The organism is Edaphobacter sp. FHG110511_03, assembly GCF_059115365.1.
Genome location: NZ_JBZYWL010000001.1, coordinates 2,104,279 through 2,129,203 on the forward strand (window position 1 = coordinate 2,104,279; position 24,925 = coordinate 2,129,203).

26 protein-coding genes and 1 tRNA gene are annotated in these 24,925 nt (G+C 57.7%); 10 read left to right on the forward strand and 17 right to left on the reverse strand.

What is annotated here, in order from left to right; all coding sequences use genetic code 11:
• Positions 1-92: 92 nt before the first annotated feature.
• Both AC5S26_RS08540 and AC5S26_RS08545 read left to right on the forward strand, forming a co-directional pair.
• Positions 93-506, forward strand: a complete 414-nt coding sequence (locus AC5S26_RS08540) for a DUF2237 family protein (protein ID WP_494184423.1) — start codon at positions 93-95, stop codon at positions 504-506.
• A 318-nt stretch (positions 507-824) separates the two neighbouring features.
• Entirely contained in the window at positions 825-4,172 is a 3,348-nt protein-coding gene (locus tag AC5S26_RS08545; protein WP_494184424.1) for a TonB-dependent receptor, read from the forward strand.
• A gap of 112 nt (positions 4,173-4,284) precedes the next feature.
• Here the strand turns inward: AC5S26_RS08545 and AC5S26_RS08550 are convergent, their stop codons facing one another.
• Positions 4,285-4,704: a hypothetical protein gene (locus tag AC5S26_RS08550; protein WP_494184425.1), complete on the reverse strand. Its 420-nt coding sequence runs from the start codon at positions 4,702-4,704 to the stop codon at positions 4,285-4,287.
• Between the two features lie 120 nt (positions 4,705-4,824).
• Positions 4,825-4,901, reverse strand: a tRNA-Arg gene (locus AC5S26_RS08555).
• Between the two features lie 111 nt (positions 4,902-5,012).
• On the opposite strand from AC5S26_RS08555, the gene AC5S26_RS08560 reads away from it, so the two are divergent.
• Positions 5,013-5,537: a DUF2911 domain-containing protein gene (locus AC5S26_RS08560; RefSeq protein ID WP_494184426.1), complete on the forward strand. Its 525-nt coding sequence runs from the start codon at positions 5,013-5,015 to the stop codon at positions 5,535-5,537.
• 85 nt (positions 5,538-5,622) lie between these two features.
• Here AC5S26_RS08560 and AC5S26_RS08565 read toward each other — a convergent pair whose 3' ends face one another.
• The 12 genes from AC5S26_RS08565 to AC5S26_RS08620 all read right to left on the reverse strand — a co-directional run bounded on the left by AC5S26_RS08565 (position 5,623) and on the right by AC5S26_RS08620 (position 18,099).
• Positions 5,623-5,907 (reverse strand): hypothetical protein, encoded by a 285-nt coding sequence (locus AC5S26_RS08565; protein WP_494184427.1) that lies wholly within the window; start codon positions 5,905-5,907, stop codon positions 5,623-5,625.
• Positions 5,907-7,463, reverse strand: coding sequence for an aminomethyl-transferring glycine dehydrogenase subunit GcvPB (gcvPB, locus tag AC5S26_RS08570; RefSeq protein ID WP_494184428.1), 1,557 nt, complete (start codon positions 7,461-7,463; stop codon positions 5,907-5,909). The genes AC5S26_RS08565 and gcvPB overlap by 1 nt, the downstream gene beginning before the upstream one ends.
• Before the next feature lie 213 nt (positions 7,464-7,676).
• Complete coding sequence (locus tag AC5S26_RS08575; RefSeq protein ID WP_494184429.1) at positions 7,677-8,021, reverse strand: hypothetical protein; 345 nt, start codon at positions 8,019-8,021, stop codon at positions 7,677-7,679.
• Between the two features lie 2 nt (positions 8,022-8,023).
• Positions 8,024-9,349, reverse strand: coding sequence for an aminomethyl-transferring glycine dehydrogenase subunit GcvPA (gene gcvPA / locus AC5S26_RS08580; protein WP_494184430.1), 1,326 nt, complete (start codon positions 9,347-9,349; stop codon positions 8,024-8,026).
• Positions 9,350-9,353: 4 nt separating this feature from the next.
• Positions 9,354-9,743 (reverse strand): glycine cleavage system protein GcvH, encoded by a 390-nt coding sequence (gene gcvH / locus AC5S26_RS08585; RefSeq protein WP_494184431.1) that lies wholly within the window; start codon positions 9,741-9,743, stop codon positions 9,354-9,356.
• A 67-nt stretch (positions 9,744-9,810) separates the two neighbouring features.
• A complete protein-coding gene (locus AC5S26_RS08590; RefSeq protein WP_494184432.1) occupies positions 9,811-10,101 on the reverse strand; it encodes a muconolactone Delta-isomerase family protein in 291 nt (96 codons plus the stop codon).
• 102 nt (positions 10,102-10,203) lie between these two features.
• A complete protein-coding gene (gcvT, locus tag AC5S26_RS08595; protein ID WP_494184433.1) occupies positions 10,204-11,352 on the reverse strand; it encodes a glycine cleavage system aminomethyltransferase GcvT in 1,149 nt (382 codons plus the stop codon).
• A gap of 113 nt (positions 11,353-11,465) precedes the next feature.
• Complete coding sequence (locus AC5S26_RS08600; protein ID WP_494184434.1) at positions 11,466-12,890, reverse strand: DUF1254 domain-containing protein; 1,425 nt, start codon at positions 12,888-12,890, stop codon at positions 11,466-11,468.
• A gap of 41 nt (positions 12,891-12,931) precedes the next feature.
• Positions 12,932-14,389 carry a DUF1254 domain-containing protein gene (locus AC5S26_RS08605; protein ID WP_494184435.1) on the reverse strand — a complete coding sequence of 486 codons (1,458 nt, stop codon included), beginning with the start codon at positions 14,387-14,389 and terminating at the stop codon, positions 12,932-12,934.
• A 29-nt stretch (positions 14,390-14,418) separates the two neighbouring features.
• Positions 14,419-14,985 carry a hypothetical protein gene (locus AC5S26_RS08610; protein WP_494184436.1) on the reverse strand — a complete coding sequence of 189 codons (567 nt, stop codon included), beginning with the start codon at positions 14,983-14,985 and terminating at the stop codon, positions 14,419-14,421.
• 115 nt (positions 14,986-15,100) lie between these two features.
• The gene (locus tag AC5S26_RS08615; protein WP_494184437.1) at positions 15,101-16,207 is read right to left on the reverse strand and encodes a DUF1254 domain-containing protein; all 1,107 of its coding nucleotides are present in this window, start codon (positions 16,205-16,207) and stop codon (positions 15,101-15,103) included.
• A gap of 248 nt (positions 16,208-16,455) precedes the next feature.
• The gene (locus AC5S26_RS08620) at positions 16,456-18,099 is read right to left on the reverse strand and encodes an acyl-CoA mutase large subunit family protein (protein ID WP_494184438.1); all 1,644 of its coding nucleotides are present in this window, start codon (positions 18,097-18,099) and stop codon (positions 16,456-16,458) included.
• Between the two features lie 52 nt (positions 18,100-18,151).
• On the opposite strand from AC5S26_RS08620, the gene AC5S26_RS08625 reads away from it, so the two are divergent.
• On the forward strand, positions 18,152-18,679 hold the full coding sequence (locus tag AC5S26_RS08625; protein WP_494184439.1) for a DUF2199 domain-containing protein: 528 nt from the start codon (positions 18,152-18,154) through the stop codon (positions 18,677-18,679).
• Position 18,680: 1 nt separating this feature from the next.
• Here the strand turns inward: AC5S26_RS08625 and AC5S26_RS08630 are convergent, their stop codons facing one another.
• Positions 18,681-19,187 (reverse strand): hypothetical protein, encoded by a 507-nt coding sequence (locus AC5S26_RS08630; protein WP_494184440.1) that lies wholly within the window; start codon positions 19,185-19,187, stop codon positions 18,681-18,683.
• Between the two features lie 449 nt (positions 19,188-19,636).
• Between AC5S26_RS08630 and AC5S26_RS08635 the strand changes: the two genes are divergently transcribed.
• Complete coding sequence (locus AC5S26_RS08635) at positions 19,637-19,939, forward strand: hypothetical protein (RefSeq protein ID WP_494184441.1); 303 nt, start codon at positions 19,637-19,639, stop codon at positions 19,937-19,939.
• 184 nt (positions 19,940-20,123) lie between these two features.
• Positions 20,124-21,389, forward strand: a complete 1,266-nt coding sequence (glgC, locus tag AC5S26_RS08640) for a glucose-1-phosphate adenylyltransferase (protein ID WP_494184442.1) — start codon at positions 20,124-20,126, stop codon at positions 21,387-21,389.
• A 206-nt stretch (positions 21,390-21,595) separates the two neighbouring features.
• Here the strand turns inward: glgC and AC5S26_RS08645 are convergent, their stop codons facing one another.
• Positions 21,596-22,342: a hypothetical protein gene (locus AC5S26_RS08645; protein ID WP_494184443.1), complete on the reverse strand. Its 747-nt coding sequence runs from the start codon at positions 22,340-22,342 to the stop codon at positions 21,596-21,598.
• A gap of 51 nt (positions 22,343-22,393) precedes the next feature.
• Here AC5S26_RS08645 and AC5S26_RS08650 point away from each other — a divergent pair, with 51 nt between their 5' ends.
• The 3 genes from AC5S26_RS08650 (at position 22,394) to AC5S26_RS08660 (ending at position 23,700) form a co-directional block, all read left to right on the forward strand.
• On the forward strand, positions 22,394-22,528 hold the full coding sequence (locus AC5S26_RS08650; protein WP_494184444.1) for a hypothetical protein: 135 nt from the start codon (positions 22,394-22,396) through the stop codon (positions 22,526-22,528).
• 60 nt (positions 22,529-22,588) lie between these two features.
• Positions 22,589-22,798 (forward strand): twin-arginine translocase TatA/TatE family subunit, encoded by a 210-nt coding sequence (gene tatA, locus AC5S26_RS08655; RefSeq protein ID WP_494184445.1) that lies wholly within the window; start codon positions 22,589-22,591, stop codon positions 22,796-22,798.
• Between the two features lie 95 nt (positions 22,799-22,893).
• Positions 22,894-23,700, forward strand: coding sequence for a PPK2 family polyphosphate kinase (locus AC5S26_RS08660; RefSeq protein ID WP_494184446.1), 807 nt, complete (start codon positions 22,894-22,896; stop codon positions 23,698-23,700).
• A gap of 14 nt (positions 23,701-23,714) precedes the next feature.
• Here the strand turns inward: AC5S26_RS08660 and AC5S26_RS08665 are convergent, their stop codons facing one another.
• Positions 23,715-24,329, reverse strand: coding sequence for a TetR/AcrR family transcriptional regulator (locus tag AC5S26_RS08665; protein ID WP_494184447.1), 615 nt, complete (start codon positions 24,327-24,329; stop codon positions 23,715-23,717).
• Positions 24,330-24,422: 93 nt separating this feature from the next.
• On the opposite strand from AC5S26_RS08665, the gene AC5S26_RS08670 reads away from it, so the two are divergent.
• On the forward strand, positions 24,423-24,899 hold the full coding sequence (locus tag AC5S26_RS08670) for a DUF6640 family protein (RefSeq protein ID WP_494184448.1): 477 nt from the start codon (positions 24,423-24,425) through the stop codon (positions 24,897-24,899).
• Positions 24,900-24,925 lie beyond the last annotated feature (26 nt).

Consider the following 24,925-nt stretch of genomic DNA (forward strand, 5'->3'; position numbering starts at 1 on the left):
ATCCAGCCAATTCGCCGCGATGCCGCAAACATGGGATACTTGCCTTGAGTCATGACTGCACTAAAGACAGGTCAGGGCCCTGATGGAAACCCATGCCAAGCACTGAACCCACCAAGGAACGCGTCAAAGCCCGCGGCAAAAATGTTCTCGGCCAGTCACTTGATATCTGCGGCTGCGAACCCATGACCGGTTTCTATCGTACCGGCTGCTGTGAAACCGGTCCTGACGACCTTGGAATTCATACGATCTGCTGCATCGTGAACGAGGAATTTCTGCGCGTCTCCAAGCAGCTCGGAAACGACCTCAGCACACCGATGCCACAGTTTGGCTTCGCCGGACTCAAGCCCGGCGATCGCTGGTGCGTCTGCGCGGCGCGCTGGCTTGAGGTGGAGCAGGCTGGAGCTGGCTGTCCCATCGTTCTCGAAGCTACCCACGAGGCCACGCTTTCCATCGTGCCCTTCGAGATTCTTATCCGGTACGCCACCATTCCGGATACTTTGCACTAAGCTGTCTCAATCCTTGGCCACGACGCCGAGCGATAAATTTACTCTCCTGTAATATCGAGTCGCGTTCGGGAGGGGTTGTCCGAAAGAAATCGTCTTTTCGTGGATTTTTTGCCTAAAAACGGCACAATTTTCACGACTTTGACAGAGTTTCTCTTGACAGGGGTCGATTGTTAGCCTGACCGTAGAAGTACCGCAGATTTTCAAAATTATTCAAACCTGAACCCGGTTCTGGCAGACAACAACCGCCACTCTGTGTCAGCAAAACACTCTTTCACTCACCGCTTTTCACCCGGTGATGTTTTCAGGAGCCAGAAATCCATGAGTTATACCTTTGCGTGCAAACGCATTCTTCTCTCAGCCGCTACGGCAGCGTTTCTCGCTGTCTCTGCGGCCGTTCCGTCTTATGCACAGACGGCCGCAACGGGAACGATCTCCGGCACGGTTACGGATGCCTCCGGAGCCGTCGTGTCGAAGGCCACAATCACCGTTATCAATACGGATACGGGAGCGAACCGCACCCTGAATTCAAATGACCAGGGCCAGTTCAATTCGACATTCCTTCAGCCCGGCCATTATGAGGTCATTGCCACAGGCAGCGGCTTTGGCAAAGTCGACCGCAAGAACCTCAACCTCACTGTAGGTCAGGTACTCTCCGTCGATGTAGCCCTGCCTGCAGCCTCCGCTACCGCCGAGGTCACTGTTACCGATGCTTCGCCGCTGATCGATACAGAGAAGGTCCAGGTCTCGCAGACGATTAGCCAGCAGATGGTCTCGAATCTTCCGGTCAATGGCCGGCGCTACGATAACTTCGTTCTTCTGACGACCAACGTGGTGCCCGACGGAAACTCCGGCTTGATCTCCTACCGCGGTATCTCGGGTCTGTATAACACCAACCTGATCGATGGAGCCAACAACCAGCAGGCCTTCTTCTCCGAGGCTCGCGGCCGCGCCATCGGCGCTCCCTACGTCTTCTCGCAGGATTCCATCAAGGAGTTTGAGTCTTCCACCTCCGGCTACTCAGCGGAGTTCGGACAGGCGGCTGGTGGACAGATCAACGCCATCTCCCGGTCAGGAAGCAATGCCACCCACGGCGACCTCTTCTACTACCTGCGCTATCCTTCGCTGAACGCTCTCGATCCACTGACCAAGTTCAACGGTCGCCAGCCTGGGGCGAATCCAGCACTTCTGCAGCCTGCGATCCATCAGCAGCAGCAGTTCGGCGGCTCCGTCGGCGGTCCCATCATCAAGGACAAGCTCTTCTACTTCTTCACCTATGACGGCTTCCGCCGCTCGAGCCCTCTGCTCTACAGCACCACGGCTCCCATCTCCAGCTTTGGCTGCCCGGCGCCAGTGTCCCCGGCGCAGTGCGATGCGGCGAAGGCTTACCTGAATGGTCTTAGCGGTCCGGCCTCCCGCGTTCTCAAGCAGGACATCTTCTTCCCCCGCCTCGATTACCAGCTCAACGGCAACAACCACATCAGCGCCGAGTTCAACTGGGAGAACTACGCTCTTCCCAACGGCTATACCACCTCCACTACCGCCAATGCGAGCTCCGCTTCGACCAACGGACGAGCGGACTTCCACGAGCGCTTCTTCATCGCCAACTGGGAGTCGGTCCTGAGCCCTTCAATGACGAACGCCTTCCGCTTCCAGTGGGGACGCGATCTTGAGGTGACTTCAGCCAACGCACCCGGGCCTTCGGTAACGATCTCCGGTGTTCAGGGATACGGTATGCCGAACGCTCTGCCTCGTCTGGCCTTCCCGGACGAGCATCGCTGGCAGGTCTCCGATACAGTCTCCAAGATCTGGGGCAAGCATATCCTCAAGGCCGGTGTCGATCTCAACTTCATCCACGAATACCTGGCGAACCTCTTCCAGGGCGGCGGTGTTTACTCCTATGCCGCGCTTAACAACCAGTGCGCGAATCCCGCGGAGCAGGGCGTGGCAATTTGCAGCAGCGCGAATCGCAATATCATCACCGGTCAGCCAGCGGCCTTCGCCAACTGGGTTCAGGATGTCTATGGAGTCAACGGTGGCCAGCACTGGATCTCGTTCCAACAGGTGAACGACCCAATCACTCACATCGGTGCGGACGACTTCTGGAATAAGGACCTCGCCGGTTTCGTCGAGGACACCTGGAAGATAACCAATGCCTTTACCCTGACTGCCGGTCTTCGCTACGACGTGCAGCTTGTGCCCCAACCGCCGAATCCGTATACCACCAGCTTCAACGGCGCTCCCTCGGCGCTTGGCAACTTCTACACCAAGTCGATCAACACCAACTACAAGATGTTCCAGCCGCGCCTCGGCTTCGCATGGTCTCCCTATCCCGGAACGGTCTTCCGTGGCGGTTATGGCATCTTCTACGGCCTGACCTCCAACTCGACCTTCTACGCTACACGCGTTGAGAACGGCGTCTATCAGCAGGCTTACTCGTTGAACGTTGCACAGACTGGCGGAGGCACGGCCGCTGCTCCTACGCCTACGAGATACAGCTATGTAGCTGGATCCCCTGTGAACATCGGCGTGCTGTTTACGCCGCCGGGCCTTCCGCTGGCGGCTCCCTTTGCCGGCGCGGTCACGCCCACGGTCAACGGCTCTGCAGGTCTGCAGCGCCTCTCGTTCCGCGGCCAGGACCCCAGCTTCACCAATCCTTACACGCACTCGATCGATCTGGCGGTGGAGCAGGAGCTTCCAGGCCATCTCAGCCTCTCGATCGCCTATGTCGGCACGCGCGGTATGCGCCTGCCGTACTTCATCGACGCGAACCTGCCGCAGGTAGGAACGACCCGTACCTACTCGGTTACGGACTTCTCAGGCGCAGGCGCAGGCACGGTCACGGTGCCGTTCTATCAGTGCCAGAACTCCGCCAACTGCAACGCTTCGCGTCCTTCGCCTAACGACGGCGGCATTCTCGTTGGCTTCAGTGGTGTGAACTCCTGGTACAACTCGGCTGCGTTTACGATTCGTAAGCCCTTCAGCCACCAGGTAGAGGCGCTCATCAACTACACCTGGGCCAAGGCGATCGATGGTGGTCAGGTTCCCGGCCAGTTCGGTACCTTCAACGGAACCGATACAATCCTCGATCCCTTCAACCTGAAGAATCCGGGTACGCTCAGCGAGTACAGCCGCTCCGATCTCGACATGCGCAGCCGCTTCGTGGGCAGCCTCGTCTGGTCGCCGAAGGTTGGCCTCTCCAATCGATATGCAAGCTACGCGGTGAATGGCTGGTCGCTCTCGGGTACGGCTACCGAGCAGACCGGCCTTCCGCTTACTGCAGGCATGAGCGGAAACGCCTCCGGAGGTATAGAGGGTGGCGTCTCCGGTGGTTCGGTGGGCAACAGCCCGTCGCCTTCCTCGGGACGCGCTCCTCAGTACCGACGCAATGCCTTCCCCAGCAACGGTGTTCGTAACATCGATGCTCGTGTCTCCCGCGACTTCCCCATCCACGAGGGAATCAAGTTGCAGCTCTTTGCGGAGGCGTTCAACGTAGTCAACCGTAAGCAGCAGCTCAGCTTCAACACAACGGCATTTGCTTATGGCTCTGGAAACAGCATCGTTCCTTTCGTAACGAATGCCTCCAGCGCCTTCGGAACGCCAAGCTCCACTTCAAGCACACTCTACGGTCCTCGCCAGATACAGGTCTCGGCGAAGCTGTTCTTCTAGTCCGCTCTCCTTTACGAAAAGAAAGGCTCCCTCAGGGGAGCCTTTCTTTTCGCAAGGTTCCAAAAAACCGACTTCCCGCTGGAGAACCCAGGAGCTGATTAGCGACTCCATCTCATGAGTCTTTTCGTAAGATCTCCCTGCCCAGCAGCAGGGCACTCATCACCACGACCAGCCCGATCCATCCTTTGGCAACGATCTCCTGGGCATATTGGAACGATTCGAAACATGCGGCCTTGCCAAAATGCCGGTAGAGGAAGATGTATTCAATAAAGAACCATGCGGGCGGGACGAGAACCCAAAAGCCAAGAAGCCATCCTTTCGCTCGAAGCCTGTCAGGCGGCTCTTTTTTGTGCCGCCTGCAATTGGTCTCCTCGCGAAGCCATTCAAAAGCCTTGACTAGGGAATAAACTGCACCCGCAACACCAGCAACTGTGACAGCCAGTGCTATCCATCCATGAGAGTTGAATGTGCCTGCCATACATTCAGCGGGAACACCTTCAACCAGCAAAGCAACCATCGCCCAGTTCTCCATTGAGAGGCATTCTACAGATGCGAAACGGCCTGCCAGAATTACGGCTCTTCTGACCTGGAAGGCCAGCTTTGTTCAATTTGTCTATTTGCTCAGGAATTGGCCCGCGCGCGAGGCGAGAAATGGTGCGCCCGAGAAGATTCGAACTTCTGACCTACAGCTTCGGAGGCTGCCGCTCTATCCAGCTGAGCTACGGGCGCATGCGTTAAGCGTAGCATGTCCACGTCAGATTGACAGATCTTTGCCGGTCGGTCCACTCTCAAAGAGTCGTTGTCGGTCCTTTATCCGAGATACGAAAGTGAGACAGACCTATGTTCCGCAGCTTCGCTTCACTCGCCTGTACCGTCCTACTCGCAACCTCCAGCTTTGCACAGATGGGCAAGACTCCTCCCAGCCCGGCCGAGACCGCAAACGTCTCGCTCAATGGAAAATCCGTAGTCGTAAAGTATGGAGCGCCCTCAATGCGTGGTCGCAAGGTCATGGGTGAACTCGTCCCCTACGACAAGGTCTGGCGCACCGGCGCGAATGAAGCCACAAGCTTCGTGACGGAGACCGATCTGAAGATCGGTGGAACCTCGGTTCCAGCCGGAAACTATACTCTTTACACGTTGCCCGGCTCCAGCCAGTGGATGCTGATCGTCAACAAGCAGACCGGCCAGTGGGGGACTAACTACGATCAGTCGCAGGATCTCGCGCGCATCCCGATGAAGTCAGGGAAGCTCTCCTCGCCCCAGGAGAAGATGTCCATCTCGTTTGAGAACACCCACGGCAACTCGACCGAGCTCCACGTCAAGTGGGACACCGTCGACGAGTCCGTCACCGTTACCGCGCAGTAGTTACGGGCAATTTCTCAAAAAGAGAGCCTGCATGAAGAGTGTCAGGATGTGCGTTTCTCTGCGCCAGCGATAAACAGCAGTAGTGCTATCCCTGCTCCGCAGCCTCGCGCTCTTTCCGTAGCCGCTCCATTACGGCCGAGACCAGCTCCTTGGCCCCGTTCAGATTGACCATCACACCCTGCAGATCGAGCGCCGGAACCGTCGGGTTCCGGTTGCTCGTGCAGTACACGCCGTGCTGGCCGACCATGATCAGCGCATCGGTCAGGCAATCGAGAGTAGCGGCAAGCCTTCCACGCGCCTCCCCCATCATGAACTCATACTTCTCGAGCTCGGCCCGCTGATCGTCGCCCAGGTACCGGAAGTCCGACACTACCACTCCTTCGCAGCAGTATCCGGCGTAAGCGCCGAAGAGTCCGCCGCGCCATTCGGGGTGGGCTTCCATCGCAGCACCGGCTTGCGTGCCGCCGCCGTCTCGTCCAGCCGCCGCAGTCGCGTCGCATGCGGAGCCGTCTGCACCAGTTCAGGATTCTCCTCTGCCTCGCGTGCAATCTGTCTCAACGCGTCGATCAGAAGGTCCAGCTCCTCGCGGCTCTCGCTCTCCGTCGGCTCGATCATCATCGCGCCCTGCACCACCATCGGAAACGAGACCGTATAGGCGTGGAAGCCGTAGTCGATCAGCCGCTTGCCCATGTCTCCCGTCTTGACGCCATTCTTCGCCTGTCGCTTATCCGAGAAGACGACCTCGTGCAGCGACCGCGTCTTGTACTGCAGCTCAAACGTGTCCTCGAGCTTGGCGCGAATATAGTTCGCGTTCAGCACGGCGTCCTCGGTCGTCTGGCGCAGGCCATCGGGTCCATTGGCAAGGATATAAGCCAGCGCCCGTACGAACATCCCGAAGTTGCCATAGAACATGCGCACGCGGCCAATGCTCTGCGGACGGTCATAGTCGAGCGCGAGCGTGCCGTCGGCCTTCGTCACCACAACAGGCTTCGGCAAAAACGGTTCCAGAATCTTCTTGCAAGCCACCGGACCCGATCCTGGTCCACCGCCTCCATGTGGAGTAGAGAAGGTCTTGTGCAGGTTCAGGTGCATCACATCGACGCCGAAGTCTCCCGGCCGCGTCTTGCCGACAAGCGCGTTCATATTCGCGCCGTCCATGTACAGCAGTGCACCCTTCGCGTGCAGAATATCGGCGATCTTGTGGATCTCACTTTCGAAGACACCGATGGTCGAGGGGTTGGTGAGCATCAGTGCGGCAGTGTCTTCGTCGACCATGCGCTCCAACTCGGCGATATCCACCATGCCCTGCGCATTCGACTTCAGGTTCGCCACCTGGTAGCCACACACTGCAGCAGTAGCGGGATTCGTGCCATGTGCCGAATCCGGAATCAGAATCTTCTTCCGCGCATTGCCATGTGCCTCGTGATAGGCGCGAGCCAGAAGGATGCCGGTGAATTCACCATGCGCTCCCGCTGCCGGCTGCAGCGTAATCGTGTCCATGCCGGTAATCTCGATCAGGCAATCGCTCAGCAGCTTCATGATGCCCAGCGCGCCCTGCGACAGCGACTCCGGCTGATACGGATGAGCCTCAGCGATTCCTTCCAGCCGCGACACCAGCTCGTTCACGCGAGGGTTGTACTTCATCGTGCAGCTGCCTAGTGGGTACATGCCCAGGTCAATCGCATAGTTCCACGTCGAAAGCCGTGTGAAGTGCCGCACGATCTCAATCTCGCTCAGCTCCGGCATCACGCCTAAATCTGTGCGAACGGTATCGCCCAGCAGGGAAGCCGCGTCGACCGCGGGAACATCGAGCTCCGCCAGGCGATAAGCCTTCTTGCCCGGCGAAGACTTCTCGAACATCAGGTCTTCGTTCTGGTTGACGTGTGTCGTTACCTTTTTCGGTGCTCCTACAAATTTGTCAGACATTTTGCTCCTGATGCTTTTCCAATCTTTTAAGGACAATGAAGAGCAGAAAACTAGTAAGGCAAAGAGTGGGAATCAGTCCGTTATCCCAACGATGAAGTGTCGTTCTTTGATAAAGAAAGAACCATGCGCCGGCGACAGCGATGCAATTGAGGAATATTGCCACTCGGACTCTGACCTCCAGCACCTTCGACGTAGCGCTCATCTAGATTCCTCTTAAAACTCCTGAGATTGGTTCGAATCTCCGCTCTCTGAATAACTACCGGCCTCCGGACCATCCAGATCTTCCTCGCGCAACGACAGCGCAATCACGGTGTCGTTCTCAAACTTGATCGTTAGCGAATCGCCTTCCTCCAGCGTCGCCTCTTCCACCTTCTCACCGATCAACGCGCACAGCGCATTGCGATACTCCGGCTCGCCATAAGCAATGGAAAACTCACTCAATAAAATATGCGGCCACGCGTAGAGAGTCAGCAGAGGCGTATCGAAGCGAAGCTGCAGATAGTCCTGCACAAACTCCACAGCATTCAACTCCTCGCCGATGATCTCCGAGATATCCATTCCTACTTCAACGCCTCAGCCGCAACATCGATCTGCGCTTTAGTCGTCAGCTCCGTTGCGCACCAAAGGCTCGCGTTCGGCCCCAGCTCCGGATACCACTTGCTCAAAGGCAGGCCGCCGATGATCTTCTTTTCAAGCAGAGTAGCGTTTGCAGACTCAGCATCCTTCCCAAGATCGAGCACAAACTCATGGAACCGAGGCGCACCTTCAAACAGTACCTTCGCGCCTTTGCCCAGCGTGTCGCTGGCGTACTTCGCCTTGGCCAGATTCTGCACAGCGAGATCCTTCATGCCTTCCTTGCCATAGACCGTAAGGAAGACCGTCGTCATCATTGCCACCAGCGCCTGGTTGGTGCAGATGTTCGAGGTCGCCTTCTCACGCCGAATATGCTGCTCGCGCGTCGACAGCGTCAGCACGAAGCCGCGCTTGCCGTCCATATCCTTCGTCTCGCCCACGATACGTCCCGGCATCTGCCGCAGGAACTTTTCCTTGCACGCGATCACGCCGCAGAACGGTCCACCATAGCTTGGAGCCACGCCAAAGCTCTGAGCTTCAAGCGAGACGATATCTGCCTCCGCGGGCGGCTTCACAATGCCCAGCGAGACCGCCTCCGCAATCGAGACGATCAGCAGTGCACCTTTTTTATGCGCAATCTCCGCGATCGCCGCGACATCTTCAATCGTCCCGAAGAAGTTCGGTGACTGAATCAGTACACAGGCCGTGTCGCTCGTAATCGCAGCGTCCAGAGCGGCCAGATCCACGCGCCCATTTGCCGCATACCCAACCTCGGTCAGCGGAATCTCCTGGTGCTGCGCGTAGGTCGCCACAACTTCGCGATACTCCGGATGCACCGTCCGCGCGATCACCGCACCGTCGCGGCCCGTTACCCGGACTGCCATCATGATGGCCTCCGCCGCGCCCGTCGACCCGTCATACATCGACGCGTTCGCGATCTCCATGCCGGTCAGCTCGCAGATCATCGTCTGGAACTCGAACATCGCCTGCAGGGTACCCTGCGCGATCTCCGGCTGGTATGGCGTGTAGCTCGTTAAAAACTCGCCACGCGAGACAACGGTGTCGATCAGCACCGGGCGATAGTGCCTATAGACGCCCGCGCCCAGAAAACTCGCATAGCCTACGGCATTCTGATCCGCGAACGCGCGGAAGCGGTCAATGATCTCCGACTCGCCATGCTGGCGCGGAACCGCGAGGTCGCGTTTGAACTGGTACTCCGCGGGAATGGTCGAGAAAAGGTCGTCGATCGACGCCACGCCAATCTCGGCGAGCATCTCCTTGCGGTCCGCAGGGGACTTTGGCAGATAGCGCATCGTTCTAGTGTCCGGTCTCTTCGCTGACAAACTTTTCGTAATCGGCCGCCGACAGCAGGCTGTCCAGCTCCGACGCATTCGCAACCTCAAGCTTCATCAGCCACGTTGCATTTGCATCGGCATTAATCTTCTCCGGAGCATCCTTCAATTCTTCATTCACCTCGGTCACAGTTCCCGTCACCGGAGAGTACAGGTCCGAGACCGCCTTCACCGATTCCACCGAGCCGAAGATCTCCCCGGCCTTCACCGGATCGCCAACCTTCGGCAGGTCGACAAAGACGATATCGCCCAGCGAATTCTGGGCATAATCCGTGATGCCGACCTGGCCTTTGCCGCCGTCGACGCTGATCCACTCGTGTTCCTTCGTGTACTTGTAATCCGCAGGATAGGACATAGATGTAGGGAGTTCTCCTCTTTCATTGTAGTGGGTCCGACGTGGAAAAATAGGCGGTAAACGCCCTTTAGCGGGGTCCGAATCCGGGATAAGGCTCCAGCTGGGTCACCACCGGAAACCCGATCATGCCCAGTTTCCTCAGGGGAAGGCTTTCAATCGCCTCCTGCACCGCAGCTTCGTTCGCCGCCTCCAGAATCAGCGTTGCGCCGGGCTTATCCTTCCGCCGCCACGCGCTCCGCAGAATCCCGGCAGCATACAGCTCGCGAACCCGTTGGCCCTCTGCTTCGATCAACTCCGGCTTCCACGCCTCGGCGGGAAATTGATCCGTAAACCGCTCCGTCAAAACAAGAAACTGCATGCTCTCCCTCTCGCTTTCCATACTTTCGAGGTGTCATCCTGAGCGAAGCGCAGCGAAGTCGAAGGATCTGCGTTTGCCCGCTTCATTGAGACAGTCGAACCCTTACTTCTTTGGCCGTTTGTAGAACGGTGTAGGAACCACTTTCGCCTTTACCATCTGCCCACGAATCTCCACCGCAACTTCAGTATCAATCGCCGAAGACTCCACCGGCACATACGCCAGGGCAATATTTTTCTTCAGAAACGGCGCTGGCGACCCGCTCGTAATCTCACCGATTTGCTTGCCATCCAGCGAAAAGACCGGATACCCATCGCGCCCGATCCCGCGCTCGATCATCTCCAGGCCCACCAGCTTCCTCCCGCCTTTGCGATCAGCCCCGCCCTCTTCCTGAATCTTTACCAGCGCATCGCGCCCTACGAAATCGCCCTTGTCCAGCTTCGCGTAGCGTCCCAGCCCGGCCTCGAAGACGTTGATCGTGTCCGAGATCTCATGTCCGTAAAGCGCCATCGCCGCCTCCAGCCGCAGCGTATTCCGCGCCCCCAGGCCGCAGGATAGGATCCCGAACTCCTTGCCGGCTTCCAGCACCTCGCCCCACACCCGCGCGCTCGTAGGCTCGTCGGAAGGGATGTAGATCTCGAACCCGTCCTCGCCCGTGTATCCCGTCCGGGCGATCATTACATTGTGCAGGCCACACACCTGCCCCCACGTAAACCAGTAGTTTTTGATCGGATCCAGATCGACCGGCGTCAGCTTCTGCAACGTGTCCTTTGCCTTAGGACCCTGGATCGCCAGCTGCGTGTAATAGTCGCTGAAATCGTTCACATGCACGCCCGGCATCGACCCAATCTGCGAGCGCACCCACTGCACATCCTTCTCACGCGTTCCTGCGTTGATCACGATCAGGTAGTCGTTGTCCGAAAGCTTGTGCACCACCACATCATCGACAAACGTCCCGTTCGGATACAGCATCGCCGAGTAGTGCGCCTGCCCCGTCTGCAGCTTCGAGGCGTCATTCATGCAAAGCTTCTGCACCGCCGCCAGCGAGCCCGGCCCGCGCAGCTGGATGTCGCCCATGTGCGACACGTCGAAGACGCCAACGCCCGTGCGCACTGCCATATGCTCTGCGGTAAGGCCGCAGCAGTCCACCGGCATATCCCAGCCGCCAAAGTCCACCATCTTCGCCTTCGCGGCGCGGTGAACGGCATTAAGAGCAGTTTTCCTTAGGGGAGTCGCAGTCTCTGGCAACGTCATTTCCTCTAGACTCATCGTATTGTGCCGTTTCCCCACGGTCAACGAACAGACCGACTGCCTCGATGCCCCATAGTCAGCAAAGCATTCTCCTTTCCATCGTTTGCGACAGAGAGCTACTTCGCTACTGGCTGCATTTGCGGTTTGTGCCACGTGCCGTCGACCACGGTATCGCCGGGCAAATAGACGCGGAGGATGGTATAGAAGGTGCTATCTGGCGCAGGGAGCCAGTTGGGTTGCTTTGCAGGACCGGGGTTGTCGTGTGCGATGTACAGGGTGAGCGAGCCGTCGGGGCCGTACTTGTAGCTCTTGAGCGTGGTGGAGTTGAGGAGGTAGCGCTTGAGAGGATTGGCCACCAGCAGCTGCGTCTTGCCGTCATACATCGTCAGCGACCAGAAGGCTTTCGTCGTCGGCAGATCTCCCTTGGCAAAATGAAGCTCGTAGTTCGATTTCGATGCGTCGAGCGGCTGGTGGTTAGCGTCGACAAAGTAGCCGTAGTAGATTGCGTCCTGTTTGGAGTTGCCGTAGAGGCCGAGCTTGGCTCCTGTGTAGCGGTAGAGATAGTTGCCCTTGAGGAAGTCGCGGGTGCCGAACATGTCGCCGCTGGAGACTTCGTCGGCGTTGATCTTTTTCATCAGGGTTTGAAGGTCTGTGGCGGAGTCCTTGATGCCGTCGTTAATCGCCTGCTGAATCTCAGGAGAGAACTTCGCCATGTCGAAGGTCTGGTTGGGTCCGATGTTCAGCTTGGCAAAGCGCGCCAGCAGACCGCTCTCAGAGGAATTGGGCGGGCAGAACTGGAAGAGGAAGTTGACGATTGGGAAAATGTCGGCGCTGGGCTTCATGATGTCCGCAGGTTTGGGCCAACTGACTGCGATCGCAGCAGCGGGGGCGGGTTCCTTGAGGAACTCGCTGAGCGGTTGTGCCTTGTACTGAGACTGAATCTTGTTGACCTTGGGCAGATCGGCCACGTTGAAGAGTTGCGTGCGGAAGAGGATGTAAGCGAACTCGGTCTCGGATCGGACGACGTCTTTCACCTCGATGGGTTTGTCGCCCTTCCACGTGGGACCGGCGACGAGGAAGGTTCCCCCACCGTTGCCGTAAGAGCGCGTGCCAAGGTAAGCGAAGTTGTAAGTGTAGAGATCGATCATCTGGCCGGTGTAGTAGCGGTTGGGTTCGATCTTGGGCATGGAGACGACGAGAGGTTCGGTGCGCAGGTCCATCCAAAGATAGGAGTAGGGCGTATCGGAGTTAGGGGTGACGACAAACTTATCTTCGGGGGTCGCGACAGACTTGGAGCTGGCGATTACGTTGAAGTCGGCGCGATGATCGGAACTAGAGCTGTCGATGGCCTGCTTGTACATGGTGTTGTAGTTGGCAGCCATGGGGAAGCCGTAGATGAAGGCCTCCTTCGCGATGGCGCGGGCGTCAGCGGGAGTAAGGCCGCCTTCAGCGGTCTTTTTGGCCTCGTTGCATCCCGTCGTAAGGATGATGGCGAGGCCGGCGAGGGCCAGCGGGGTGCGACGAATGAGCGTGGTCTTCATCTGTTGTCCTTTCGGAACACCCCTTCTCAAGGGTGATTTGCCTATTGTTTTTCAACGTCGGGTAAGATCCACTGTTTCTTGAACAATGCCTCAGTCGGAGCATAGGCACGGAACATCAGTTCGAACTTGCGATTGGGGTCGGTTGGGATCCAGTTAGCGTCTTTGCCGTCAGGAGCTTTGGGACCGATATAAAGGTCAATAGAGCCGTCGGGGTTCTTCTGGAGTTCCGGGATCTGGGAGGAGCGGCTGGCGCGATTGACTCCCTTGATGAGCGTGTGGAGTTCGCGGTCGTAGGCGGTGAGGGACCAGTACTGCTTGACCGGCGCGTTGGGTGGGACCGCTAGCTTGTACGTCTTCGAGCCGTCGAAGGCGTTGCCGTCCTTATCCTTGATGGAAATAAGGTACATCTGGCCACCGCCGAGATTCTTGATGCCGACGTAGCCGACGGTGTATACGACGGCTCGCTTGTCCACAGGATCAGCGTTCGGATCTCCGTAGGCGGTGCTCTGAGCTTTTACAAGTTCGGGATATCCAGGAAATAACCAGCGGCTGCTGGGTGAGAAGAAGGGCGGGAAGCCCTCGTCGTATTTTGCGTAGAGGAAGGCACGGGCGTCCTGCGCGGCGGAGTTGAGCGTGGCTTTCAGCTGATCGGAGGGCTGGTAGGGTTTACCCTTCTCGATGCCGATGGAGGCGAGCTGATCGATCATGACGCGGTCGCGGTCGAGCCAGGGATCAGACTGGATGATGTTGTTGAGGTGATCGAAGTAGCTGGCGTCGTACTGGATGGTGGAGTCGAAGTCGATGTCTTTGACGTCGGTGAAGATGGTCTCGGGCGGATGAGCGGCGGCGGAGAGCGGGTAGATCTTCATGCGCTTGCCGTAGTCGATGGCGGCTTGAACATCGGCGTCGGAGTGGCTCTTGAAGTTGGCACGGAAGAGCATGTAGCCGCCGAGAGTGTCGGACTGCAAGGGGATGTAGCCAGCGGGCGACTTGCCCTTATAACCGGGGGGAAGGATGAGGTACTTGCCGCCCTTGCCCTTGTCGTAGCCGAGGAGGCCGGCGTCTTCGAGAGGCATCTGCCAGATGTTGACGATGTTGCCGTTGAAGGAGCCGTTTTGATCGCCGGGAGGAAGGTCGAGGACAACGGGGCCGTCCTTAGTATTGAAGAAGACCATGAAGTAGAGGGCGTCGGGATTGGGCGTGAGGGTTTGATTGTGATACTCCATCGGACGTCCCCAGTAAATGACCTGGCCGACTTTGCCCGTGGTCTTGGTGAGCATCTCCTGGAGCATCAGGTCGTAGTTGACGGCAGGCATGCCCCAGATGACGGCCTGGACGGCGCGGGCGTGCAGGAGATTGTTCTGAACATCGCCGGAAGATGCGGTCTGCGTTAGTGACGTCATCGCTGCTTCTTTCTTCGGTTGTTCGCATGCGGTTAGTGAAAGCATGAAGAACGCCGCGGCTATCGATACTGCGATTCTCGGAAGGATCTTTGTCATTGCTTTCTCCCTGAAGGCTTTCGCTTCGGTCATCTACTTGTCTTTGAAATCCTCAGGCTTCCGATCTCTGTTGAAGGCAGACGCAGGTCTTCCTTTTGTGCGGCTGCATCCATGGCTCGTCCAATTCCCTTTACTGCGAGAACGGCTCCTGCGAGGCAGAGAGCGATACATGCACCCTGCACGCCGAGCCAGAGATGCTTTCCTTCATCGATCGGGGTGAAGTAAAAGTTCGGCCAGATGGAGTTGACGACGAAGTAGAAGAGATAGCCTGCAACGAACTCCGACACGATTCCGAACAAGCAGAGAGTGAGCGCCAATCTCTCCCCTGCAGAAGCAGGCGTCGAGGTGGAACGATCGCTGACCATATAGCAGAGGCCGAAGAGGACCATCGCAAGACTTCCGACTTGGGTCACGTAGACGGAGAGCGTCCACGGACAGCCCCACCACAGAGTGACGTTCTTAAGGAAAGCGGGTTGTACCTCTTCCATCGCTCCATGCATGTAATGCGCCCATGGTCCGAAGCCGATGACAAGGCCGAAGACGAAGAGCCAGAGTCCGCGGCGGATGAATTTTGAGCCCAGTTCAATCATCGTCATGGAGGAAAGCTCCTTTCGTGATCGAAGCCTTTTACATGGACTGATGGAAAAGCTGTTTACCTCACTTCTTCGAAGTCACCAGACCTTATTCGCTGTTGATTTCAACATCGGGTCTTTATGTTGCGGGCTGCGCTTCAGGGAACTTCCATCTACCTGAAAGGATCTCTGGCCGCGGGCGGTACATGCGGACGGCGGCGTTCCAACCGGCAGTGATGGGCATGCAGTTAGGGACCTTGTTGTCGCAGCCGCCGAACTGAACGGTAACGGAGTTGTCCGGGTTCTTCTGCGCGGTGATGTTGTTAACCGAGTAGGAGTTCAGGGAGTTGGGTTCGAAGTAGCCTTTGGCGTTGTAGACGCTGATAGACCAGAAGCCGTCGACGGGGACGTCTTTGACGGTGAGTTTGTAGACCTGCTTGCCGTCGTTGTTGGGTACCTTCAGCTGGCCATACTTGGCTTCTTTGTCCGGATTGCCGCCCCAGCCTACGGCCGATCCAATGAGGTAGGCGACGGGGTCGACCTGCTGTTTGGTGCCGAAGGCGTTATTGAAGTCCGTCATCGTGGAGTTAAGGACGACGAGAGCATCACGAACTTTATCCTGGCTGGCCTTGTCCCACTTGGGGGCTTCAAAGGTGCCGGGATCTTTCTGTGTGATGATAACGGCATCCTGCAGCTTGTGAACCTCATCGAGGTCTTGCGGATTGTTGGGATCAGCGAGAGTGCGGATGACAGCAGCGACATAACGCGTTCCGATTTTGTCTCTGGTCAAGGTGTAGGTGCCTTTACCGTAGACGACCATGGGGGTGTACTGGTCCTCATTGATAATCTGCATGGAGAGGAAACGTTTGCCGGAGTCAGGTAAGGTGATGGTGACGGGGCCCGCGTCGAGATCGAAGATGGCGGAGGAGTAGAGGGTGTCGCGATTCATGCGGACGATCTTCTGCTGATCGATTGGCGTAGGTGCGCGATTATGGATGAACTTGCCGAGAGCGCCATCTTTGACGATGTTGCCGAAGTAGAGATCGGTTTCGGCGCGGGGAAAGTTTTTGGGCGTGACGGGAATACATCCGTCACAGGGCTTCGATGCTTTCGGTGACGAGCTCTCAGCTTGTTCAACCGGCGCTGAAGCTGTAGCCACAGGAGCTTCTGTTTTCTGACATCCGATAATGCAAAGCGCATCTGCCACGAGCACAAAGGAAAGGGCTGCCGCAGGAACCAATTGCATGTGTCACTCCTTCTCGGTTTCAGATTGGGCCGGGAGAGCAGCAACAAACAGTAGCATTGCAACATTGCAGAACACTACCTTTTTTCGCAATTATCTTTTTGAATCACTCTATTGGGACGTTCCTAAGATGCGATAGAAAAGTGGTTTGTGTTATCTCCTCAATAATTTTCTTTGTGATGTTGTTCTTTGCACCGCCAATCCATCGAAAGATCCGTGTCAGTTCTCCGTGTATCTGAAACTCGTATATCTCATACCACTACCGTCTCCCGATACTCCCCAAACACCCCGCGCAGCACGTCTGCGATCTCTCCCACCGTCGCATAGCTCTCCACGGCAGTCACAATCCGCGGCATCAGGTTTTCGCCACCTCGAGCTGCATCTTCCACTCCGCGCAGCGCCGCTGCATGCACACCGGCATCACGCCGTGCCCGCAACTCGCGTACTCGCTCTACCTGCTTCCGCTCCAGCGCCTCGTCGATCCGCTGAAGAGGAATCGCGCTCTCTGCTTCGTTCACATACTCATTCACTCCCACCACAATCGCTGTCTTCTCATCTACCGCTTGCTGGTAGGCATAAGCAGCATTCTGAATCTCCCGCTGCACATATCCCTGATCGATCGCCCGCAACATTCCGTACTTACCGCCCAGGTCGAACCGCTCGATCGCTGTGATGTACTCCTCTGCGCGCTCTTCAATCTCGTTGGTCAGCGTCTCCACGTAGTACGAACCCGCCAGCGGGTCCACAGTCTCCGCTACGCCACTCTCGTTCGCCAGAATCTGCTGCGTCCTCAGGGCAACCCTCGCCGCCTGCTCGGTCGGTAGTGCCAGCGCCTCATCGAATCCATTGGTGTGCAGCGACTGTGTTCCTCCCAGCACCGCGGCCAGCGCCTGTACCGTCGTGCGCACGATGTTGTTCTCGGGCTGCTGCGCCGTCAGGGTCGAGCCCGCCGTCTGCGTATGAAACCGCAGCATCCAGCTTCGCGGATTCTTCGCGCCAAAGTGCTCCCGCATGATCCGCGCCCACATCCGTCGCGCCGCGCGAAACTTTGCGACCTCTTCCAGCAGGTTGTTATGCGCGTTGAAGAAGAAGCTCAGCCTTGGGGCAAATGCATCGATCTCCAGGCCCGCATCGAGCGCCGCCTGCACATAGGTCATGCCATCAGCCAGCGTGAAGGCCACCTCCTGCACCGCCGTGCATCCGGCCTCCCGCATGTGATAGCCGGAGATCGAAATCGTATTCCACTCCGGAACCTCATTCGCCGCCCACGCAAAGATGTCTGTCACCAGTCGCATCGCATGGTTCACCGGATAGATGTATGTGCCGCGTGCGATGTACTCCTTCAGGATGTCGTTCTGCACCGTCCCGTTCAGCTTTCTAACGTCGGCTCCCTGTCGCCTCGCCACCGCGACATACAGGGCCAGAAGAATCGAGGCTGTGGCATTGATCGTCATCGACGTGGAGATCTCATCCAGTCGAATCCCATCGAACAGCCGTTCCATATCTTCGATCGAATCGATCGCCACTCCCACCTTGCCTACCTCGCCCAGGGACATCGGCGAATCCGAGTCATACCCGATCTGCGTCGGCAGATCGAAGGCGACGCTTAGTCCTCCCTTACCCTTTCCCGCGCCTGCACCCTGCGCCAGCAGAAACTTGTAGCGCCGGTTCGACTCCTCTGCGTCGCCCATGCCCGCATACTGCCGCATCGTCCATAGCCGCCCGCGATACATCGTCGGCTGAATTCCCCGCGTAAAGGGATACTCGCCGGGCCGCCCCAACTGCACTGCCGGGTCGAGCTCCGCAAGACGTTCGGTGTCATAAACCGCATCGATGGGGATTCCTGAACTCGTTTGCGAAGGCTTGACCGGCGGAAGGGGAATCGTCTTCGACATAACGCTCAAGTGTACTCGTCTCTCCGGGGTTCTTTTATGGAAGAATGAACTCATGGGCGGAGAGGTATTCAGCGGATTTGCCTGCACGGTTTGCGGGGAGCGGCACGATGTTCTGCCCTTGAAGTACAGCGTCAAGGCGCCGCAGGCGGTCCTGGCCGTTCCTTCCGAAGAACTGGAAGAACGTGTCGTGATCACCGCGGATCAGTGCGTGATCGACAACAGGGACTTCTACCTGCGCGGGCGCATCCTGGTGCCGGTACACGGGCTCGATGCTCCGTTCGTCTGGGGAGTATGGGCAGAGGTCAGTCCCATGAACTTCATCCGTTCCAACGAGTTGTGGAACACCGAGGGACGCGAGCAGGAACAGCCTTTCTCCGGCTGGCTGAACAACGATTTATTTCTCTTCGGAAATACCATCAACCTCGAGGTCGATATTCACACTCAGCCCGTCGGGCAGCGTCCGCTGTTCACGATCTCTAATCCCGATCATCCCCTGGCAATCCAGCAGCGCCACGGCATCACCGTAGAACGAGTGCAGGATATTGCGGAGATGATTCTGCATCGGGGAGAGCCGGACTAGTTCAACGAGCTCGTTCTTTGCGCCGCGCACGTAGAAAGCTGCTGACGCAGAAGTAGCCGAAGACCGCCGCCATCACCGTCGCCATCAGGAAGTGCATATGCGCATCGTGATTTCCCGCCGTCTCGCGCAGGTCCCCTCGCAGCTTCCAGGCTCCACTGCCGGCATACAGTGCAAAGATCCCGAAGAAGACCCCTGTAAACTCCAGCCAGAGAACGCCCGATAACCTCACGAACGGTCTCCAGATGGATTCACCGAATTTTTTTCCTCCGCGAGCCACACCCTCCGTCGTTCGCTTCGCCTGGGCGGCGGTGCGTGTCACCTGCTGCGCTGCCTGAGCCATCGAGGGCCGCGCACTTGTAGAAGATCGCTGGCTCGGCCGCTGGGAGGCTGACGGAGTTTGTCCGGTCGAAGGGTTCGGCGAGGTCGCTGCATCCACGGCCGTCACCAGGGTCTTGGCGGCGGCCCGCGCACCCACTCCAAGCGCCCGGCCTAAGCGTACCGAATCCATATCGAAGAGTGTAGCCGTTCCACCCTCCTCTGCAAAAGACTTCCGTCCACGTCAAACGCAGAAACAGCCATCTGCATCCAAGCCGGGATATCAACCTGGGAGGTGGTTTCATGAAGGGAATACTCTGGATAACAGCTGGATTTTGTGCTGCTGCCGTAGGAGTGGTCGTGTGGGGCCCGCGCAGAACCGTTCCTGTGCAGGATCTTGCTCATCGGCTTCAAGGCGCCTGGTCTGATCACCATACGATCGCTTGATTTCAATCGGCACTTCGCAAGAAATTACACCGATATTCGAAACGAATCTTCCCTGATTCAATCTCGTTGCAGCGCGCTTACCGATGGGCGTATTCTGTCGTCATATCTTCGAAGTACCCGCAATGCCGTTCCCGCCGGTCTCCTTCAGCCGGGAATACCCGATGCGAGGTCAGACGTATATCGAGCAGCCCGGAGGTGGCATTGAATCAGAAAGTAAAGAATCTCATCCAGAAGCTTGGCGAAGCCATCCATGAGACGGTCTCTGAGTCTGAAGACATCGCCGTCGTCGTCAAGGACATTCGCGAGCAGGGCTTCGACGTCCTGCTGATGCTTGAGGCCACGATCGGGCTCAACGAGGTGGACTCCGACTCCGAGCAGACGGAAGAGGTCTCCGAGGAGCTCGAAGGTCCGTTCACCAACAGTGACCTCAGCTTCCTGAAATCGCTCCGGATCAGCATCAACGAATCCGGCGAGTCCGGCGAAGCTCCAACCGTCTGACGACGGCGTCTCTCTTTCCATGGCCCGCGCGTCGCGCGTTCGGGCCGTCCTGCCCGTGATTTTCTGGAAGAACAAAATCAATCTAAGCGTGGTAGACTCGCGGTTCCTCCCTCGGACGCGTTCACCGTTTTGTGCATCCGAACACTCACGGTCCCGGAGGGACCAGTTCTGAGGTTGCCGAAAGATGAAAGATACGCTTGGTGTTCTGTTAGCCGGTGGTGCCGGTGAACGTCTCTTCCCACTGACCCGTGACCGTGCAAAACCTGCCGTACCTTTTGCCGGCCAGTACCGCATCATTGATATCACCCTCTCTAACTGCATCAACTCCGACCTGCGCAGGGTTTACATCCTTACCCAGTACAAGGCGCTCTCCCTCAACCGCCATATCCGCGAGGGCTGGGGATCCGTCGTCGCCAACGAGCTCGGCGATTTCATCGAGATTCTCCCTCCCATGCAGCGCGTCTCCAAGTCCTGGTACCAGGGAACCGCCGACGCCGTCTACCAGAACATCTATTCCATCGGATCCGAAGAGCCGAAGTACGTCCTTATCCTCTCCGGCGACCACATCTACAAGATGAACTACGCCCTGATGCTCGAGCATCACCAGGAGTCAGGTGCCGACGTCACCATCGCCACCCTCCCGGTCAAACCTGAAGAGGTCTCCGCCTTCGGAGTCGTCGAGGTCGCACGCAACGGAGAGGTCGTCGGCTTTATCGAGAAGCCGAAGCAGACCGATCTCCGCTCGCCCTTCAATCCTGAGATGGTCGATGCGTCCATGGGCATCTACCTCTTCAACACGGATGTCCTGCTACCCGAGTTGATTCGGGACGCCGAAGACCCGCAGTCGAAGCACGACTTCGGCCACAACATCCTGCCCAACCTTCTCAGCCGCTATCGTATGCAGGCTTACAACTTCGTCGACGAGAACAAGCAGAACGCCCTCTACTGGCGCGATGTCGGAACCCTCGAGGCCTACTACGAGGCCAACATGGACGTCGCCGGCGTCACTCCCATCTTCAATCTCTACGACAAGTCCTGGCCCATGCGTACCCGGCCCTACCAGTACCCGCCCGCCAAGTTTGTCTTCGGCGAGCCCGGACGCACCGGCATGGCCATCAACTCCATCGTCTCGGCCGGCTCCATCGTCTCCGGGGCCGTCGTCCGCAACTCCGTCCTCTCGCAGGATGTCCGCGTCAACTCCTACGCCGACGTGGACTCCTCGGTCATCTTCTCTCATGTCAACATCGGCAGGCACTGCCGTATCCGCCATGCCATCATCGACCGCGACGTCCACATTCCCGACGGAACCGTCATCGGCTACGATCCCCAGGAAGACAAGAAGAACTACTTCGTCTCTTCCAGCGGCCTCACCGTCGTCACCCGCGATTACTCCTTCTACGAAAACCCCGTCTCGGCACAATTCCTCCGGCAGGGCAACGGAGGCGGTTAACCTCTTCTTTCATCCATTTTTGAGTGGCAAGGGCACGTCATTCTGAGCGAAGCTCAGCGGAGTCGAAGAATCCCTATATTTCGTCTGTACACTCGATGACGATCGTGGACAAGCCAAAAAACCTTGTCACGTACATCTTGTCAGACACAAAAAAGCGGGCCGCCAGAGTATCTGGCGGCCCGCTCTTCTATCCTTCAGCCTCGCGTCTATCGCTTTCCGAACCGATACACAACACCACCCGAGATCGCAAAAAACTCCCGCGTCTCGGTTCCGAAGTGCTCCAGGATCAGATCAGGCGAAAGCCGGAACGCCAGGTTCTTGGTGTGATTGACGTCAACGCTGATCCCAAGAGCAGCCATTGGCTTGGTCCTGTTCGTATACATACCCAGCGGCGTCGGATCGGTTGTGTAGTCAAACTTGCCGTACATCGCTCCCGCATAGGCGTGGTAGTTCAGAGCGGCATACTGGTTCTTGGGTCCGCGATACTGCGCTCCCAGCATTCCTCCATTTAACGAGGCCGCCGCCCGGCCGTTGAATACGATGTTAGGAGTGACAGGAGTTGTTCCCCACTCGCCGCGCCACTCTCCGCCCAGGCCCCACTTCGGTGTAAGCCAGTAGGTCGCCAGCACCTCGGCGCCGCCCATGTTCATGCGCGTCGGCAGAGACTGCCCACCCTGGAAGTTCATGAAGCTGACGCCGCCGTAGATCTCATACTTGTTGTCGTAGGTCACAGGCGCGATGAAACCGATCTTCGTCTTCGGCCTGGTCGTCGTCGTAGTCTGCGGACTGGTGCTGAGCTGGGTACTGCTGCTGCTGCTCTGTGCAGTTGCGGTTCCGCTCGCGACGGTTAGCAGAGCGGCGGCCAGCGCTCCCATCCATGCACGGCGGCCAAAACCTTGTTCTTTCCTGGTTCCCTCGGGCAACACAAACTCCTGCGTCTTCTTCTCCAACATCAGCTCCTGCATTTCGCTTACCCTTCCAAGATATAACGTTTCGGAGCTTGTTTGCTCTATCTCGAGTCACGACCTGCTTTTATCGCCGTCATTCTCAGCGTGGCGAAGAATCCTGGATCGCTTCAAGGCCCCGGGGTTCTTCGCCGCAACGTCCACTGCACCTATCTCGCTCCTGTGCGACAATAGGGTCTGCCGCCGTCTATACCCGTGCAAGGCAACGCGCGGCGGCGCAAGGGGAGATCTTCCATGGGCGAACTATTTACACCGACACATCTCATCGTCCTCGCAGTCGTTGTCCTGGTGCTCTTCGGCGGCAAAAAGCTGCCTGAGCTCGGCAAGGGACTCGGCGAGGGACTTCGTGGCTTCAAGGACGGCATGAAGGGCGTCACCGAAGAAGTCAACAAGCCCGCCGACGCGCACACCGTTACGCCTAAGCCGGAAGAGACCGCCAAGTAAATCACCCTCGGCGCCAGGCGAAGGCAAACGTCTGTGCGATACTTTCCTCCGTAGGAAAAACCACCTGAGGCGCAAGGCCGGACCCGGCTCATCCGATGAAACTCAAATCGCCTTATCTGGTCAAACCGGACGCGAAGGTCAAACTCTCCCGCATCGCGACCGACAATACTGGCTCCTTCAAGCACGAGGATGCTGCAAAGGCTGCCCTCGAAGATCATTGCCAGAAGCTCTCCGCTCTCCAGGAGGTCTTCTATGCCAGCCAGCAGAAGGCTCTTCTCATCGTCCTGCAGGGCATGGATACCGCAGGAAAAGATGGGGCCATCAGCCACATCTTTGCAGGAATCAACCCGCAGGGCTGCAACATCTCCTTCTTCAAGGAGCCCACGCCGCTTGAGAAGCGTCACGACTTCCTCTGGCGCATTCACGCCCAGGTCCCTCCGCGGGGAATCATCCAGATCTTCAATCGCTCCCACTACGAGGACATCCTCGTCCCCCGGGTACACAAGCTCATCTCTGCCAGCAAACTCGATCAGCACATCGAAGACATCCTCGAGTTCGAGTCCATGCTTTACGACAATGATGTCGTCATCCTCAAATTCTTCCTCCACATCTCCTACCAGGAACAGACCCGCCGTCTCCAATCCCGTATCGACACCCCCGACAAGCACTGGAAACTCTCCGAGAGCGACTTTCGCGAGCGTGAGTTCTGGCCTCAATACGAGGACGCCTACAACTACCTCCTCGGAGCCACCAGCCGCAAACATGCCCCCTGGTTCGTGATCCCCTCTGACTACAAGTGGTATCGCAACGTAGCCATCTCAGAGATTCTTGTAGAGGCGATGAAGGGCCTGAAGCTCAAATACCCCAATCCCACCATGGACCCCAGCAAAATCAAGCTCTAGGCCTTCGAGCGAGCTCAAACCGCATCGTCTCCACTCTGCAACACCTGCTTCACCAACTTCTCCGCATCCAGGTCGTCGGCCCCCAGCAGCTCCATCGTGAACACATGGAAAAACGAGCCCGACATCAGCACACGTGCTGCATTGCTCGCATCCACCCCGGCCGCAACTCTGCCCAGCCGTTTCTCGTTCTCGATATAGTTCGTCAGCGTAGCCATACCGCGATCAGGCCCACGGCCGTCCTCATTCAATGATCGCCGGAATCGCTCCCGCAGCTCCGCCTCCCCGAGTAACGAACACAGCATCGTCATCACCCGGCGATGAAATTCAACCAGCCCTCTCAATGCAATCGCAAGGTTGGCCTCCACCGTATCCAGTCCCGTCTTTTCTTTCAGCGCGTGCAGCGGAACCAGCATCTCCGGAAGGCTCTCCTCGAGAACCGCCAAAATCAGGTCCAGCCTGTCCTTGAAGTGCACATAGATCGCCCCTTCGGAGCAGGGAACCGCCTCGGCGATCGCCCTCGTCGTCACCCCCGGAACTCCCCGTTCCCGCACCAGCCTCTCGGTCGCTGCGACAATCTCGGCTCTGCGGCTCGGTCGTCCCCGTCTTTTTCCTTCTGTCTGCACCTTCATGACAATATCCCTGACCTCATTCTCCCTTGCAAAGAGCCAGGGTGAATTATATAGTGAGCAATCACTCACTAATTAGGGAGCGCGGAGACTTCTATGAATCGGACATTGGCAGCCAGGCTTCTCCTCACCTTTATCCTTCTGGGCGGCTCCGTGATGTCGTTTCTGCTGGACTGGAGCTCGAACCACCTGCTTAACCCTCTCTGGCATCCCCACGCCCGCTATCACTCCGCCATTCTGCTCTTTCTCTTTGCCGGTGTCGCGGGTACTGCCACGTGGCTGCTCTGGCGCCCCTCCAGCGACCCCAAAGCCGGATTTACCGCTGCCGCGCTGCTCTCCCTTTCCTACTGGACCCCGTTTTTCTATGTCCCATTTCTTCTCGCACCGGCCTCTTACTGGGCCGGGACCCCGGGTCACGAGCCGAGAGTCCACGGGATCATCGTCTATCCAAACCTTATCGTCGTCGGCATCTTCGCGGGCCTCACCCTGCTGGGCTGGTGGCTCGGAATCTCCTGTCAAGCGCAGGACGTATCTATCTCCAAAGAACAAAAGGAGATAAGAGCTGCCGATTAGTTTCAGCGGCGTTCTTATAATAGAAG

What these genes read in the sequence shown, in the direction of transcription:
- AC5S26_RS08620 (WP_494184438.1), bottom strand. Translation starts at nt 18,099, where the DNA reads ATGTCGAAGACGATTCCCCTTCCGCCGGTCAAGCCTTCGCAAACGAGT.
- AC5S26_RS08665 (WP_494184447.1), bottom strand. Translation starts at nt 24,329, where the DNA reads ATGAAGGTGCAGACAGAAGGAAAAAGACGGGGACGACCGAGCCGCAGA.
- AC5S26_RS08630 (WP_494184440.1), bottom strand. Translation starts at nt 19,187, where the DNA reads ATGGATTCGGTACGCTTAGGCCGGGCGCTTGGAGTGGGTGCGCGGGCC.
- gcvT (WP_494184433.1), bottom strand. Translation starts at nt 11,352, where the DNA reads ATGACGTTGCCAGAGACTGCGACTCCCCTAAGGAAAACTGCTCTTAAT.
- gcvPA (WP_494184430.1), bottom strand. Translation starts at nt 9,349, where the DNA reads ATGCGCTATCTGCCAAAGTCCCCTGCGGACCGCAAGGAGATGCTCGCC.
- tatA (WP_494184445.1), top strand. Translation starts at nt 22,589, where the DNA reads ATGGGCGAACTATTTACACCGACACATCTCATCGTCCTCGCAGTCGTT.
- AC5S26_RS08590 (WP_494184432.1), bottom strand. Translation starts at nt 10,101, where the DNA reads ATGCAGTTTCTTGTTTTGACGGAGCGGTTTACGGATCAATTTCCCGCC.
- AC5S26_RS08600 (WP_494184434.1), bottom strand. Translation starts at nt 12,890, where the DNA reads ATGAAGACCACGCTCATTCGTCGCACCCCGCTGGCCCTCGCCGGCCTC.
- gcvH (WP_494184431.1), bottom strand. Translation starts at nt 9,743, where the DNA reads ATGTCCTATCCTGCGGATTACAAGTACACGAAGGAACACGAGTGGATC.
- AC5S26_RS08540 (WP_494184423.1), top strand. Translation starts at nt 93, where the DNA reads ATGCCAAGCACTGAACCCACCAAGGAACGCGTCAAAGCCCGCGGCAAA.
- AC5S26_RS08605 (WP_494184435.1), bottom strand. Translation starts at nt 14,389, where the DNA reads ATGACAAAGATCCTTCCGAGAATCGCAGTATCGATAGCCGCGGCGTTC.
- gcvPB (WP_494184428.1), bottom strand. Translation starts at nt 7,463, where the DNA reads ATGTCTGACAAATTTGTAGGAGCACCGAAAAAGGTAACGACACACGTC.
- AC5S26_RS08550 (WP_494184425.1), bottom strand. Translation starts at nt 4,704, where the DNA reads ATGGAGAACTGGGCGATGGTTGCTTTGCTGGTTGAAGGTGTTCCCGCT.
- AC5S26_RS08610 (WP_494184436.1), bottom strand. Translation starts at nt 14,985, where the DNA reads ATGACGATGATTGAACTGGGCTCAAAATTCATCCGCCGCGGACTCTGG.
- glgC (WP_494184442.1), top strand. Translation starts at nt 20,124, where the DNA reads ATGAAAGATACGCTTGGTGTTCTGTTAGCCGGTGGTGCCGGTGAACGT.
- AC5S26_RS08545 (WP_494184424.1), top strand. Translation starts at nt 825, where the DNA reads ATGAGTTATACCTTTGCGTGCAAACGCATTCTTCTCTCAGCCGCTACG.
- AC5S26_RS08575 (WP_494184429.1), bottom strand. Translation starts at nt 8,021, where the DNA reads ATGGATATCTCGGAGATCATCGGCGAGGAGTTGAATGCTGTGGAGTTT.
- AC5S26_RS08670 (WP_494184448.1), top strand. Translation starts at nt 24,423, where the DNA reads ATGAATCGGACATTGGCAGCCAGGCTTCTCCTCACCTTTATCCTTCTG.
- AC5S26_RS08560 (WP_494184426.1), top strand. Translation starts at nt 5,013, where the DNA reads ATGTTCCGCAGCTTCGCTTCACTCGCCTGTACCGTCCTACTCGCAACC.
- AC5S26_RS08625 (WP_494184439.1), top strand. Translation starts at nt 18,152, where the DNA reads ATGGGCGGAGAGGTATTCAGCGGATTTGCCTGCACGGTTTGCGGGGAG.
- AC5S26_RS08645 (WP_494184443.1), bottom strand. Translation starts at nt 22,342, where the DNA reads ATGTTGGAGAAGAAGACGCAGGAGTTTGTGTTGCCCGAGGGAACCAGG.
- AC5S26_RS08615 (WP_494184437.1), bottom strand. Translation starts at nt 16,207, where the DNA reads ATGCAATTGGTTCCTGCGGCAGCCCTTTCCTTTGTGCTCGTGGCAGAT.
- AC5S26_RS08660 (WP_494184446.1), top strand. Translation starts at nt 22,894, where the DNA reads ATGAAACTCAAATCGCCTTATCTGGTCAAACCGGACGCGAAGGTCAAA.